The sequence below is a fragment of the Halomonas sp. MMSF_3323 genome (assembly GCF_030733595.1).
Lineage (GTDB): Bacteria > Pseudomonadota > Gammaproteobacteria > Pseudomonadales > Halomonadaceae > Halomonas > Halomonas litopenaei.
The window spans coordinates 64,699-78,962 of record NZ_JASHIT010000020.1 but is presented as its reverse complement, the minus strand read 5'-3'; the positions used below and the strand labels follow the sequence as shown (position 1 = coordinate 78,962).

At 62.9% G+C, this 14,264-nt stretch carries 12 protein-coding genes; all 12 read right to left on the bottom strand.

Annotated features, from left to right (window positions below):
* Window positions 1-4 precede the first annotated feature (4 nt).
* The gene (gene tssJ, locus RBB39_RS11935; RefSeq protein ID WP_045991877.1) at window positions 5-613 is read right to left on the bottom strand and encodes a type VI secretion system lipoprotein TssJ; all 609 of its coding nucleotides are present in this window, start codon (window positions 611-613) and stop codon (window positions 5-7) included.
* Window positions 614-623: 10 nt separating this feature from the next.
* Window positions 624-3,290: a type VI secretion system ATPase TssH gene (gene tssH / locus RBB39_RS11930; protein WP_045991876.1), complete on the bottom strand. Its 2,667-nt coding sequence runs from the start codon at window positions 3,288-3,290 to the stop codon at window positions 624-626.
* A complete protein-coding gene (gene tssG / locus RBB39_RS11925) occupies window positions 3,287-4,390 on the bottom strand; it encodes a type VI secretion system baseplate subunit TssG (RefSeq protein ID WP_045991875.1) in 1,104 nt (367 codons plus the stop codon). The genes tssH and tssG overlap by 4 nt, the downstream gene beginning before the upstream one ends.
* A complete protein-coding gene (gene tssF / locus RBB39_RS11920) occupies window positions 4,354-6,189 on the bottom strand; it encodes a type VI secretion system baseplate subunit TssF (protein ID WP_045991874.1) in 1,836 nt (611 codons plus the stop codon). The genes tssG and tssF overlap by 37 nt, the downstream gene beginning before the upstream one ends.
* On the bottom strand, window positions 6,189-6,650 hold the full coding sequence (gene tssE, locus RBB39_RS11915; protein WP_239452515.1) for a type VI secretion system baseplate subunit TssE: 462 nt from the start codon (window positions 6,648-6,650) through the stop codon (window positions 6,189-6,191). Before tssE ends, tssF begins: the two co-directional genes overlap by 1 nt.
* A gap of 94 nt (window positions 6,651-6,744) precedes the next feature.
* Complete coding sequence (gene tssC, locus RBB39_RS11910; RefSeq protein ID WP_045991872.1) at window positions 6,745-8,235, bottom strand: type VI secretion system contractile sheath large subunit; 1,491 nt, start codon at window positions 8,233-8,235, stop codon at window positions 6,745-6,747.
* 15 nt (window positions 8,236-8,250) lie between these two features.
* Window positions 8,251-8,781, bottom strand: coding sequence for a type VI secretion system contractile sheath small subunit (gene tssB, locus RBB39_RS11905; protein ID WP_045991871.1), 531 nt, complete (start codon window positions 8,779-8,781; stop codon window positions 8,251-8,253).
* A gap of 45 nt (window positions 8,782-8,826) precedes the next feature.
* Window positions 8,827-9,579 carry a hypothetical protein gene (locus tag RBB39_RS11900; RefSeq protein ID WP_045991870.1) on the bottom strand — a complete coding sequence of 251 codons (753 nt, stop codon included), beginning with the start codon at window positions 9,577-9,579 and terminating at the stop codon, window positions 8,827-8,829.
* A 142-nt stretch (window positions 9,580-9,721) separates the two neighbouring features.
* Window positions 9,722-10,138: a hypothetical protein gene (locus tag RBB39_RS11895; RefSeq protein ID WP_157033014.1), complete on the bottom strand. Its 417-nt coding sequence runs from the start codon at window positions 10,136-10,138 to the stop codon at window positions 9,722-9,724.
* Between the two features lie 894 nt (window positions 10,139-11,032).
* The gene (locus RBB39_RS11890; RefSeq protein WP_371931873.1) at window positions 11,033-11,950 is read right to left on the bottom strand and encodes a branched-chain amino acid ABC transporter permease; all 918 of its coding nucleotides are present in this window, start codon (window positions 11,948-11,950) and stop codon (window positions 11,033-11,035) included.
* A 70-nt stretch (window positions 11,951-12,020) separates the two neighbouring features.
* Entirely contained in the window at window positions 12,021-12,908 is an 888-nt protein-coding gene (locus tag RBB39_RS11885; protein ID WP_045991867.1) for a branched-chain amino acid ABC transporter permease, read from the bottom strand.
* A gap of 70 nt (window positions 12,909-12,978) precedes the next feature.
* Window positions 12,979-14,226 carry an ABC transporter substrate-binding protein gene (locus tag RBB39_RS11880; protein WP_045991866.1) on the bottom strand — a complete coding sequence of 416 codons (1,248 nt, stop codon included), beginning with the start codon at window positions 14,224-14,226 and terminating at the stop codon, window positions 12,979-12,981.
* Window positions 14,227-14,264: the final 38 nt, after the last annotated feature.

Genomic DNA, 14,264 nt, shown 5'->3' with positions numbered 1-14,264 from the left:
CGTGTCAGGGCGCAAAGGCCCGGGCCAGGCTGCCGGCGGTGGCCACCAGCTCGGCGCTGTCTTCGTCCATGGGGGTAATGCGACTGCCCTCGAGGGTCAGCACCACACCATCCGGCGAGGTCAGGATGCCGTCCTTGCGCATGGCTTCGGCATCGAACACCAGCCGCCAGCCCTCCCCCTCGATCTGGCGGAAGAAGGCCACCACCGCCACATACCGGGTGCCCGGGGCCATCGGGGCCACTTCCACCTGGGTGCGTCCCGGCAGAACCACCACCTCGCGTTCGCCGAGCAGGCTGTCGCCCAGGCTGTCGCTGGCGCTGGCCCACAGCGCTTCACTGTTGGCCGCATTGAAGGCAGTCAAGGCGTCGAGCTGATAGATGCGCACCACCACCGACAGCGGGTTGCCCTCGGCGTCGGGGTTGAGCGACTCATCACCCTTGAGCGCCACGATCACCCGCTCCTGCTGGTCGAACAGGATGTCCCCGACCGTGCCGTCCATCTGTTTGCCAAGCCGGTCGCTGACGCCACAGCCGGCAAGCGCCAGCGTCGCCAGCACCAGCAGCGTGAAGGCGAGCCGCCGCGTCGGCGCCGGTCGGGGAGCATGCATGTTCATCACGATCTCCTTAGCCCTGCACCAGACAGGCGTCGTCGGCCGACTCGACCATCGCCGGGCGATAGCTGAATCGATCCTGATCATCGATACCGATCACCAGGTCGACGACCTCGCGATCCTCGGCCATACAGCCAAGCACGCGCTCGGCAAGTGCCGGCATCAGGCTGCTGGTCAACAGGTGGTCGATGCTGCGTGCGCCGCTATCGGTCTGGGTGCAGCGTTCGGCAATGCGCGCGGCCAGGGCCTCGTCGAAGCTCAGGTGGGCGCCGTGGTGGTCCTGGAAGCGCCGGGCCAGACGCGCCAGCTTCAGATCGACGATGCGGGTGAGGATGTCCCCGGTCACCGGGTAGTAGGGCACGATCTTGAGGCGGCCAAGAAAGGCCGGCTTGAACACTCGGTTGAGGGTGTCGGTCATCTCACCCACCAGTGCCTCGGGTGCCGGTCGCGCCTCGGCCTCCAGACAACGCTGCATGATCCAGTCGGTACCGACGTTGGAGGTCAGCAGGATGACGCTGTGGCGGAAATCGATCTCGCGGCCTTCGCCGTCCTCCATGACGCCCTTGTCGAACACCTGGAAGAACAGCTCGAGCACATCGGGGTGGGCCTTCTCGACCTCATCAAGCAGCACCACGCTGTAGGGCTTGCGACGCACCGCCTCGGTCAGCACACCGCCCTCTCCATAGCCGACATAGCCGGGAGGAGAGCCCTTGAGCGAGGACACCGTGTGGGCCTCCTGGTACTCCGACATGTTGATGGTGATGAGATTGCGCTCACCGCCGTAGAGGGTGTCGGCCAGCGCCAGCGCGGTTTCGGTCTTGCCGACGCCGCTTGGCCCCAGCAGCAGAAATACCCCCACCGGCTTGCTCGGGTCCTCGAGCTTGGCCCGCGACAGGCTGATGCGCTTGCCGATCTCCTCCAGCGCGTGGTCCTGGCCGATCACCCGGCTCGACAGCAGTGCCGGCAACTGACGCACGGTGTCGATCTCGTCACGCTGCATCTTGGTCAGTGGAATACCGGTCCAGGCGGAGACCACCGCGCCGATGGCATTGCCGTCGACGCAGGGGTGGACCAGCACGCTGTCTCCGGCCGCCTGTGCGAAATCCTGACGCCTGGCCTTGAGCACCTCGAGGGCTGCATCTCGCTCTGGCCCCTTCTCGGCATCGGCGGCATCGGCCAGCGCCTGCTGGGCCTCGCGCAGTGCGTCGAGCGCCTCGCGCTGGCACTGCCAAGCGGCCTCGAGCACCTCGATCTCGCCCTGCACGTCCGCGATCCGCTCATCGAGCTCCGCCAGCCGGGTGGCATGATCGCCACCGCGCTCGCGCTCCGCCGCCAGCGTCTGGCGTTCGCTGTCGAGATCGCGCAGGCGCTGCTGGGCATCCTCAAGCTCGGCGGGTACCACCGCCTGGCCCAGGGCCACCCGGGCACAAGCGGTATCCAGCACGCTGACCGCCTTGTCCGGCAGCTGGCGCCCACTGATATAGCGATGGGACAGGCGCACCGCCTGCACCACGGCGTCATCAAGCACCTCGACCCCATGGTGTTCACGCATGCAATCGGCGAGGCCGCGCAGCATGCCGATCGCGACTTCTTCGCTGGGCTCGTCGACCTTGATCACCTGGAAGCGGCGGGCCAAGGCGGCATCCTTCTCGAAGTACTTCTTGTACTCCGCCCAGGTGGTGGCGGCGATGGTGCGCAGCTCCCCCCTGGCCAGCGCCGGCTTGAGCAGGTTGGCGGCGTCGCCCTGCCCCGCCTGACCACCGCTGCCGATCAGGGTGTGCGCCTCGTCGATGAACAGGATGATCGGGTGCAGGCTGCGCTTGACCTCCTCGATCACATCCTTGAGCCGCTGCTCGAACTCGCCCTTCACACCGGCACCGGCCTGCAACAGGCCCAGATCCAGGGTGCGCAGTTCGACATTGGCCAGTGCCTGGGGCACCCGCCCCTCGACGATCTTCAGCGCCAGTCCTTCGACGACCGCGGTCTTGCCGACGCCGGCCTCGCCGGTGAGGATCGGATTGTTCTGACGCCGCCGGGTGAGGATGTCGATCATCTGACGAATCTCGCCATCGCGCCCGAGCACCGGATCGATACGCCTGGCCCGGGCGTTGGCGGTCAAGTCGATGGTGTAGCGATCGAGTGCCGGGGTCTTGCCCGAGCGTGATGGCGGTGCACCGGCCGCCGCCCCACTGTCGTCACCGCTGGTGCCGTGTTCCGGGCTTGCCGCCAGCAGGTCATCGAAGTGAAGGCGCAGCTCGTCGGCGTCCACACGCTCGAGCTCCGGTGCGCTCTCGACCACCACCCGGCGCAGCTCCTGGTCATCGAGCAGTGCCAGCAGCAGGTGGCCGCTACGAATTCGGCTGGCGGCCTGCTCGATGGAGGCGATCATCCAGGCGCGCTCGATCAAACGCGTGATATGCGGCGACAGCGCCGGCGTACGAGTGCAACCGGTCTTGAATGACTCGGTGGAACGGTCCAGTTGATCTGCCAGACGATCCAGTGCCAGCTCGAAGTGGCGCGCGACGCGCACCACATCGTTGTCGTCCCCCTCCAGCAACTTCAGCAGCAGGTGCTCGACATCCACCTCGTACTGCCGCTTGGCCAGGCACAATCCCGCTGCCTCTTCCATGGCCTTGCGACTCACTTCATCCAACTTGGCAAACAGCGTCTTGAGACTCACGTCCTGGCTCCCTCAAAAGGAATACGAAAAATCACCTGGCCATCGCGGCGGCGGGTGCGCTTGCCCAGCCAGCCCAGACGACCGAGGGCTACCCCGCCCGGCCTGCCCTGTCCGCCAAGCGTGGCCGGCGGCACCTCATCGGCGCGCAGGCCAAGCTCCAGCTCGAAGTCGAGCTCTGCACCCAGGTAGAAGCGGGTCGCCGCCACCAGCTGCCGGTGGTCGGCCTGGTCGGGCAGAAAGCGCGCGAAGTCGTCAAGGCTCAGCGGCGAGAGCACCACCCGCACGCAGGACTGGTAGTCCCACACCCGTGAGCCGGTGACCGCCGATTGGCCAAGTCGCGCGTTACGCTGCCCAAGGCGCGTCCGCTCTCGCCCGGGAAGCGTCAGCCAACGACCGGCGAAGGGCTTGACCCTGCAGCTCACCCCGAAGGTGAAGGCGAGCATCGCCTCGAGGTTGGCGCCATTGCGTGGACGCTGGGTCAAGAGGCCGGCGAAGTAGCTGAAAAGGTGGCCAGGCAGTCGCGCATCGTCCTTTGCCGGGTCATCGCCGATGCTGCCGTCGACCTCGGCGACGAAGTGGCGGGTCTGGTCACTCAAGCCGACCAGCGACAAAAGCTGGCGCTGAAAGTCGGCCTGTCCCTTGCGCTCGTGCTCGATGTGAAAGCGATACTTCTGCCAGGCCTGATAGAACATCGCCGTCATGCGATGGGAGAAAAGATCGAGAAAGGCGTGGGCGGCGTCGTCACGCAGCTGGATATGACGATCGATCAGGGTCTCGGTATAGGGCCTGGGCAAGACCCCCGACGGCCCCACCAGTCCCAGAAAGGTCACCTGCATCTCGGTCAAGGGTTGTTCCAGCGGCGACAGCCGCTTGCCGCTCTCGAACGACAGGTCACTGATCTCGCTGGCGGGGAAGTCCAGCGACAGCCGGGTGCGAAAGCGCAGCGGGTCCTCGTGGGGACGCGACTCGGGATCGAGCCGCCCCTGGTGGCTGTAGTGCAGGCGCAACAGCCTCACGAGCTGAAAGAAGCTGAACCGGTACGGCTCAGCCCGCGCCTGGTCGATCAGACCAGGGGCTGAGTGCCGGTTCTGGGCGGCCATGTGACCACCTCCTTTTCGCGCTGCTGGCTGACCAGGGTCAGCTGGCTGAAGCTGTTGATCGAACAGTACTGACCGAAAAAATGGTCGAGCACCGTGCCAAAGAGATAGATACCGCTGCCGATGAACTGACGTTCGTCGAGTTCCAGACGGATACCGAGGCCGCGCACAAAGGCCGGACGCGGATGACCAATGCGCGTCATGGCGACGCTGGTGTCGATGGCGGTGATGCCATTGATCTGGCGGCGGGCGGCGTCAGCGTCGCGATAGTTGTAGAGCGACAGGATCTCCAGCAGGGCCTCGCGCCCCTGGGATACCAGCGACAGATGGTTGAGTGACAGGTGCGACACCAGGCGCCAGATCGTGCCCTTGCCCAGTGGTGGCCGAACGGCACTGGTGGGCTTGCGCAGACAGCGAATGGCCTTGACCACCTGCTCGCTGGGCAGAAAGAGATCCCCCTGGGGGTTGCCGAAATTGAGCTGCTGGGGAAGATCTCGATTGCTGCAGGTGACCCTGAGACTCAGGGTATCGGTGACGCTGTCCACCAGGGTCAACTCGCGATCCACCAGCCGCAGCAGCACGTCGGTTCCCTGGTCGCGATGGCGCTCCGAGGGGACCCGCTTGGCGCCCCAGTAGCAGTCTCCCCGGTTCACCCGCTGCCCCCGGGGTTCGAAGAAGGGATGACAGACGCGCACCTCGTTGGTGTCGGCGGCCTTGCGGACACGCTTGACGTCGTGAATCGACAGGATCTCGACGCCGAACGGATGACGCACGTCGGCGGCCACCGGGTACTCGTGGCGGGTGTGGGTCAGCTGAATCGGCTCGGCCATTCGCTCGAACAGGTTGATGATCGGGGTGCAGCCGAGGCGAAAATGATTACGAGCGATATTCTGGGCCAGTCGCTCCAGCCGATCGCTCTGGTCGTAGTCGCCGAACAGCAGGCTTAGACGTATCCGATGCCCCTGGACCTTCGCCAGCGCTCGATCGAGGCCCACGATGTCGAAGAACATGAACTTCTCGGGGAAGGTGAAGTACTCGTGCAGCAGGCGGTAACCCAGGAAGGAACGCTCCGAGTAGTCCATCAGCCCTTCTTCGGTGCCGAAACCGACCGGTTCGATGGCCTCCAGCGGCAGGCCGATCTCGCGCCTGCGGCCCCCTTCTTCCACGCTGACGCTCAGGCGACAGAGGTTGTTGAACAGAAGCTCGTACAGCGGGTGCATCAAGGCCCCCTCGCCGTCGAGAAAGAAGCGCAGCCGGTCGACGCCGAGCTTGCCAAGCGACTGCTGTCCGGTGACGCCAAGGTCGAGATCGAGTCGCGCCACGGCGTCACCGTCGCGGCCATTGAATGCCGAACGCTCTTGCCGGCTGAATCGCGCGGCCTCTACCCGCAACGGCCACACCGTGACGTCATAACAGGTACGAAAACTGAGCACGCAGCCCGCTACCGGCTGAGACGACAGCTCGGTATGCCGAGCCACCTGGTAGCGGCTGTCGAGGGCCGAGTCTTCCCCCAGGTCGAACTGCACCACCGACAGTGACGGCGTCGGTTTCAGATAGTGCGGATAGAGGACGTCCAGAAAGGACTCGACGATTTCCGGCAGGTCGTCATCGAGCTTCTTGTGGACCCTGGCTGACAGAAAGGCGAAGGCTTCGATCAGCCGCTCGGTGTGGGGATCGGCACAGTTATCTTCTTCCAGCTGCAGCCGGGAAGCGACCTTGGGGTACTCGCGAGCGAACTCCTGCCCCAGAAAGCGCAGGTGAGAGAGTTCCTTCTCGTAGTAGGGCAAGAGTTCGTCGAGCATCAGGTCAGGTTCTGCACTTTGTAGCGTTGGGTTTCGGCCTGCAGCACCGCTTCGCAGGCCACCTGGTGGTGGCTATCGACAAGGACCAGCACGGCTTCGAGGCGAAACTTCAGCAACCGCTGCCGCGAATCCTGCTCACGTAGCTGCACCTTCACATCACGAAAACGACAGTCATTGGCTTCGATGGCGTAGGCCAGCTGGCGCTGGATGTACTGGCGGTCCTCGCTGCTGTTGAGGCCCCGACCGAGGAAGTCAGGCAGGCCATAAGCCAGCATCGACTGCTGCAGCAGAGGAAAGCCTTGGAGGTGATCGGCCAGCAGCTCACGGCGCGTGTTCACCAGGTTTTCGAGGTCGGCGACGATCGTCGACTTGTACTCCTCCAGGGTGCACCAGCAGCGACCGGCGGCGTCCTCGACCCGGTGCGGCTCGTCATCGAGCAACCGGCTCCAGAGCGTAGGCATCACCATCCTTGTGCCTCTTGCCTGCATGACTGACCTCCCCTGTCAGCGACCTTCCTCGCGTCCTGCTTCCTGCCCGGCGCGAGCGCCGCCGTGATCAGTTGCGTGAAGACTGCGGCAGTTCCGCCACCAGGCGCAGTGACGCCGTCAGCTCATCGAGCTGATAATGCGGGCGCAGGAAGGTCACCGCCTTGTAGACGCCGGGCTTGCCGGGCACCTCGGCGACCTCGACGTGAGCCTCGCGCAGCGGGTACTGGGCCTTGGCTTCCTGGCTGGCGTTGTCATCCAGCAGCACGTACTGCGACAGCCACTCGTTGAGATAGCGCTCGACGCTGGTACGCGAGGCAAAACTGCCGACCTTGTCGCGCATGATGGCCTTCATGTAGTGGGCGATCCGCGAGGTCGCGAAGATGTACTGCAACTGCGCCGACAGACGCGCATTGGCGTTGGCGACATCGGTGTTGTACTGCTTCTGCTTCTGCGCCGACTGGACCCCGAAGAAGGCGGCATAGTCGGTGCCCTTGCAGTGCACCAGTGGAATGAACCCCAGATCCGCCAGTTCCTTCTCGCGTCGGTCGGTGATGGCGATCTCGGTCGGACACTTGAGCGCCACCTCGCCGTCATCGGTCTGGAAGGTGTGAGTCGGCAGATCCTCCACCAGCCCGCCACCCTCGACACCACGAATGGCCACACACCAGCCGTAGTTGGCGAAGGCGTCGGTCACCCGCGCACCCATTGCGTAGGCGGCGTTCATCCACAGATACTGGTTGTGGTCACGGCCATCGACGCTCTCGACGAAGTTGAACTCCTCCACCGGCGCGGTCTCCGGGCCGTAGGGCAGGCGACCCAGCACGTGGGGCAGAGTCAGGCCGACGTAGCGAGCATCCTCGGAGTTGCGAAACGACTTCCACTTGGCGTATTCGACGGTGTCGAACACCTTGGAAAGATCCCGCGGTCCGGTCATCTCGGTGAACGAATCCCAGCCGAACAATTCCGGTGAGGCGGCCGAGATAAAGGGGGCGTGAGCCGCTGCCGCCACGTGGGACACCTGCTCGAGCAGATAGATGTCCTCGGGACTGCGCGAAAACTCGAAATCGCCGATCAGCATGCCGAAGGGAGCGCCGCCAAAGGTGCCGTATTCTTCCTCGTAGACCTTCTTGAACAGTGCACTCTGGTCAAACTCCGGCGCCGACTTCATGTCGCGGACGAGATCCTTTCTGGTGGCGTTAAGCACCTGGATCTTCATGTTGCCGCCGGTCTCGCTCTGGTCGACCAGGTACTTCAAGCCACGCCAAGAAGACTCGAGTTGCTGGAACTCGCCGGCGTGCATGATCTCGTTCATCTGCTCGGAGAGCATGGCGTCGATCTCGGCGATGCGCGCATCCAGCACCGCGATCAGGTCCTTGCTCGGCAGTACTTCGCCTTCGAGCACCTGGGCGACCAGCTCCTCGATCAGATCCCTGGCGCGAGAGCGCTCGTTCTCCGAACGCGCCACGCGGCTTTCGGAGATGATGCTCTCGAGCAGCGAGGACTCCGGGGCGAAAACGGTGCTTTGTTCAGGCTGTGCCTGCATTTCCTTGTCTGACATGTCCTGGCTCCGGCTCTACGGGTTCTTGTCGTCGCTGACAGCCTGCTCGCGGCCAAACTCGTCACCGAGCGCCTTGAGCTTTTCGCTGTTCTGCAGCACGTCCATCAACAGCTCTTCGAGCTTGTCGTTGCCGCCCATCTTGTTGCGCAGATCCGCCAGCTTGTTGCGTACTTCCAGCAACTTGCGCAGGGGCTCGACCTGCTTGACGACGTTCTGCGGCTCGAAGTCCTCGAGCGCGTTGAAGTTGAGTTCGACCGGCAGCTGGGTGCCATCCTTGGACAGAGTGTTGTCGACCCGGTAGGCAAGCCGAGGCTTGAAGCCCTTGAGCACGCTGTCGAAGTTGTCACGATCGATGGCAACGAACTTGCGGTCCTTGAGTTTCGGCGGCGGGCTCAGTGGGTTGCCGGTGTAGTCACCGATGACACCCGCAACAAAGGGAAGCTCCTTCTGTTCCTGGCTGTCACCGATCTCCACGTCATAGGTGATGTGTACGCGCGGGGCACGAATACGGCCCAGCTTGTGTTGTGTACTGTCCTTTTCCGCCATGGCGTCGACTTCCTCGAATGTGCGTTTGATAAACTGATGTCGGGCTCAGATCGCTGCTACCGCCTTCAACAGGCGCTCCTTGATGCCGTCTTCTATCGCTTCGATATCACCCAGCTCGACCAGCTCCTCGAAGGAGTTGTTGCCGGCGACTTCGGTACTTCGCAGAATCATGCTGTGAGCGGGCAGATGAGACGCTACCGGCGCACCTATCACGCAAAACGGCATATCGCCGAAATCTGACAGCCGTTCAAAGCTGACGGGAAAGCGAAGCCCGAGCAGCAGTCGTCCCAGTCCGGGCTCACGGTTAAGGCAGAAAAACAGCATCAGGTAGTGCGCCACGAACCTGAAAAGCTCCGCCGTGCTGCGATTGGGGTCCTTGATGATCTGGCGAAATCGCTGCAGCTCGAACCCTCTGTATCCCACCACCCACTTGACCGGACTGGTCACTCTCACCGGCCTGGCACGGCCTTCCAGAGTCACGTCGTATTCGTACGGATAGAGCTGTGGCGTCGAGCTCAGAATATCCAGCGGGACTTCCAGCTCCTGGATCAGGCGAAACGGCTGTGCCCCCGCCGTCGCCTCGAACAGCGCCTTGAAGTCCTTGAACGCATGCTGCGCATCGCGACCATTGCCTTTTGGCGCTCCCAACAGATATTCGCCGAAGATGCGCTGCGGCCGAATCAATAGCGCCAGGGTCGCCAGGTAGTCCGTTGCCTGCTCCTGGAGCAGGTCGCCGACGACGCGGGTCTGCTTTCTCAGCCTGATAAACCCGTCGAGATCAAAAGATGGATCCGCCACCTGGCTTCCTCCGCTTGAAAGACTCACCCATCCTGGCTCGTCTGAAAGTCTGCATAGGTTCCAACGCCGAGAGGCCGTTGCCCTTGACCGAAAAAGGCCAGGACGGATCGACAGAACGTCCAGCTCGTAGCGAGGCCAATAGCTACAACAGTGGCTCTGCCTGACGCAGGACGAAGCCGACCAGCTCATCGCCATCGCGGGCAGAATCCGGTGGCACCCAGAGCAGACGATCGCCCTCTTCGCTCAGCTGAAGCGTGATCTCTTGCGGGCGGGCTTCGAGGCAGTAGTAGGTGGCATCATCCCGGTGCTCCTGACGCCAGTCGCCCCACAGCGTCGAAGACACATTGCCCTCCGCCGCATCGACTCGGGTCCGGTGCATGAAGAAGCCATCAGGCTGCCCGCTCTCTGCGTCCCTCTTGAGCGTGATATCCGCCCGTACCAGGCGACATCCCGTGCAGGGAAGCTCACCGACAAAGCGCTCGGTGACGACCACCTCCTGCTGACTGGACTCCATCACGTCAGACGACGAACACCCACTGATCAAGGCAATCAGAAGCACGGACACTACCGCCCCGAAAAGGCGATAACGTGAGACAATGCAAGGTCGGACACCTACCGGCAGATTCACGACATTGCATAGAACTGCTGTTTTTTCTTCTTGCATAACGATGTACGGCCTCCCTGCGAGGAGCCTTCAACCCACTTAAACGTACTTGTCCCGAAAATTCCGCCTCGGTCCTTGGCATATCAACACACGAAAATTTGAGCAAAGCTGACATCCATCATGGTTTGACTGCCAGCCACCAATACAATGATGAAACAGCAAAGTGGTTTAACACCAAGCTTCACCAATAATCACATTAGCGCTTATGTAAGTATTATGTCGCCAATGTCAGGAATCCTACCATCTCTCCAATGATGCGGCGCACCAAATAAAACCTTTTTGGTGTACGCATACGACCAATAATTTGTAAGAAATATCCTATCAACAAGTACTTATGTTTGAAAAATAAGGGGATAAAACCAACATCCGCAGTAAATCAAATACTGCAAAAACTCGAACAAATTTATTTTTTTCAATAGCTTAAACAAATCACCAAAGTTCAGCCTTAAAGTCACCTTATGCAAAAACCCATTTGTTTGCAGGACCGGCCATAGTTAGACGGCAAAATCCTACAAAAAACACCACAACAAACTCTGTGCCAATATCGCCAGAAATTCACATGGCAAAATTTGGTCACTTATCCACCGGAGCTTGCCGAATAAACGCGCACACCCATCCACCACGGAAGGGAAATGAACCGGGAAGACACCAACGTCAGGTATTACAGGTCAGGCAAGACCCGTGCGGGGAGACCAGAGCAGGAAGGCCGCAGTACTGCAGACATACCGGTAACAACAATGCCCGACCAGAAGGCCGGGCATTGCGTCAAGGACACCGAAGGAGGGATGACTACTTGAAGTTCTTGCGCACCATGTTCTGGATCTCGCCAACGATACCGCTGCGAAAGCTCAGGACGCAGAGCACAAAGATGGACCCCAGGATGACGCTGACCCAGTTGCCCAGCGGCGACTGCGCCAACTGAGTCTGCAGGCTGACCACCAGGCCAGCGCCGACCAGCGGGCCGAACAGGGTGCCGACACCACCGACCAGGGTCATCAGGATGACCTCGCCGGACATGTGCCAGTGGGCATCGGTGAGCGAGGCAAGCTGGAACACCACCGTCTTGGTCGCGCCGGCAAGGCCAGCAAGTCCCGCCGAGATGACGAACGCCACCAGCTTGTAGGCGTCGACGTTGTAGCCCAGTGACACCGCCCGTGGCTCGTTCTCGCGGATGGCCTTGAGCACCTGACCGAAGGGCGAGTGCACGGTGCGCTGGATGATGGCGAAGCCGATCACGAAGATCGCCAGCACCACGTAGTACATCGCCAGGTTGTCGGACAGGTCGATCAGCCCCAGCAGCTTGCCCCGCGGCACACCGTGCAGGCCATCCTCGCCCCCGGTGAAGGGCGCCTGGATGTAGAAGAAGAACATCATCTGGGCCAGCGCCAGGGTCACCATGGCGAAGTAGATGCCCTGACGGCGGATCGCCAGCGCCCCGAACAGGGTGCCGAGGATCACCGCCGCCAGGGTGCCGACGACGATCCCGAGTTCCGGCGTCAGGCCCGGATAGCTCGACAGCAGAAAGCCGGTGACGTAGCCCCCGGTGGCAAGAAAGGCGGCATGGCCGAAGGACAGCAGTCCGGCGAAGCCCAGCAGCAGGTTGAAGGCACAGGCGAACAGCGCGAAGCACAGCACCTTCATCAGGAACACCGGGTAGGCAAACAGCGGCGCGACCAGGGCGATGGCCAGCAACACGATCATCAGCATGCCCTGGCGTCGGCGCGCGGCGCGGGCCCGGGTCTGAGTCGGCGTCGGCGAAGTAGTGGTTGTGGACATCTCAGGCCTCCTTTCCAAACAGCCCGGCGGGCCTCAGCATCAGCACCATGATCATCACCAGGAAGATCACGGTGTTGGCTGCCTCCGGGTAGTACACCTTGGTCAGCCCCTCGATCAGCCCCATGGCAAGACCGGTCAGGATGGCACCGAGGATCGAGCCCATGCCGCCGATCACCACCACCGCGAAGACCACGATCAACAGACTCGAGCCCATGGTCGGTGACACCGGGTACAAGGGCGCGGCGAGTACCCCGGCGAAGGCCGCCAGGGCCACCCCGAAGCCGTAGGTCAGGGTGACCAGCAGCGGCACGTTGACGCCGAAGGCCTGCATCAAGGCGGGGTTCTCGGTGCCCGCCCGCAGGTAGGCGCCAAGCCGGGTTCGCTCGATGATGAACCAGGTGCCCAGGCATACCACCAGGGCCGCCACCAGCACCCAGCCGCGATAGGTCGGCAGGAACATGAAGGGCAGCTTGATGCCGCCGCTCAACGCCTCGGGAATCGGGTAGCTGGCCCCGGACACGCCGAACAGGTTGATCAGGCTACCCTCGAAGATCAGCGCCAGGCCGAAGGTCAGCAGCAGCCCATAGAGGTGATCCAGGTGGGCGATGCGCCGCAGCACCAGACGCTCGAGCAGAGCACCGAAGGCGCCGACCACCAGCGGCACCAGCAACAGCGCCAGCCAGTAGTTGATGCCCAGGTACTGAGCCCCGAGCAGTGCAGCAAAGGCACCCAGCATGTACTGGGCGCCGTGGGCGAAATTGACGATCTTCAGCAGACCGAAGATGACCGCCAGCCCCAGGCTGAGCAGCGCATAGAAGGCGCCGTTGATCAGCCCCAGCATCAGCTGGCCCATGAACACCGCCAGCGGTACGCCGAATATCATGGTCATGATGATTTCCCTTGAGCATCAGGCCGGGGCACCACCCTGGTGACCCCGGCGTAGATCGAGCGCGGGCGGCTCAGTTGACGAGCTTGCAGGAACTCTCGGACAGCGGACGGTAGGCCTCTTCGGCCGGGATCGTGGCCTGGATCTCGTAAAGGTCCCACTCGCCCTCGGAGTCGGCGGGAGCCTTCACCTCGGCCAGGTACATGTCATGCACCATGCGACCATCCTCGCGAATCTGGCCATTGCGAGCGAAGAAGTCGTTGATCGGCGCCTCGCCCAGCTTGGCCCTGACGGTGGCAGGATCGTCGGTGCCGGCGTCTTCCAGCGCCTTCAGGTACTGGGTGGTGCTGGAGTAGATGCCGGCCTGAACCATGGTCGGCATCTTGCCCACCCGCTCGAAGTAGCGCTCGGCCCACTCGCGGGACTCGTCATCCATGTCCCAGTACCAGCCGGTGGTCAACAACAGGCCCTGAGTCGTCTCCAGGCCCATGGCATGGACGTCGTTGAGGAAGATCAGCAGGCCGGCCAGCTGCTGGCCACTCTGGGTCAGGCCAAACTGGCTGGCCGTCTTGATCGCGTTGACGGTGTCGGAGCCGGCGTTGGCCAGACCGACGATCTTGGCGCCGGAGCCCTGGGCCTGAAGGATGTAGGAGGAGAAGTCGCTGGTCGGGAACGGATGGCGAACGCGATCGATGATCGTGCCACCGTTGTCGGTGACCACCTTTTCCACGTCGCTCTCGAGGGCATGACCGAAGGCGTAGTCGGCGGTGAGCATGAACCAGCTGTCGCCGCCCTGCTCGACCACCGCCTTGGCGGTACCGTTGGCCAGCGGATAGGTGTCATAGACGTAGTGAATATGGTTCGGGGTGCAGTGTTCGTTGGTGATGCTCGAGGCCGCCGAGCCGGAAATGATGGCCAGACCACCGGCCTCCTCCAGCACCTTGGTCACGGCGATGGACACCGAGGAGGCGACCATGCCGGCCACCAGGTCGACGTTCTGCTGGTCGACCCAGCCGCGCACGGTGTTGGCGCCCACGTCGGCGCTGTTGCGATCGTCGGCGCTGAACACCTCGATGGGGGCACCGGCGACTTCGCCGCCGAAGTCCTCTACCGCCATCTTCAGCGCTTCGAGGCCGCCGGGGCCGGCCAGGTCACGGTAGGTGCCGGACATGTCGGCCAGATAGCCGATACGCACCTCGCCATCGCTGATGGCGTCCTGCGCCATGGCCGACGATGCCAGGCCCAGGCCGGTGGCGGCGGCGACCGCCAGGGCCAGGTGGCGGCGGGCAAGACGGGGGGAGGAAGCGTGTACCTTGGTCATGGGAGGCTCCTGGGGCCAGCGGCCCTTGTTGTTGTTGA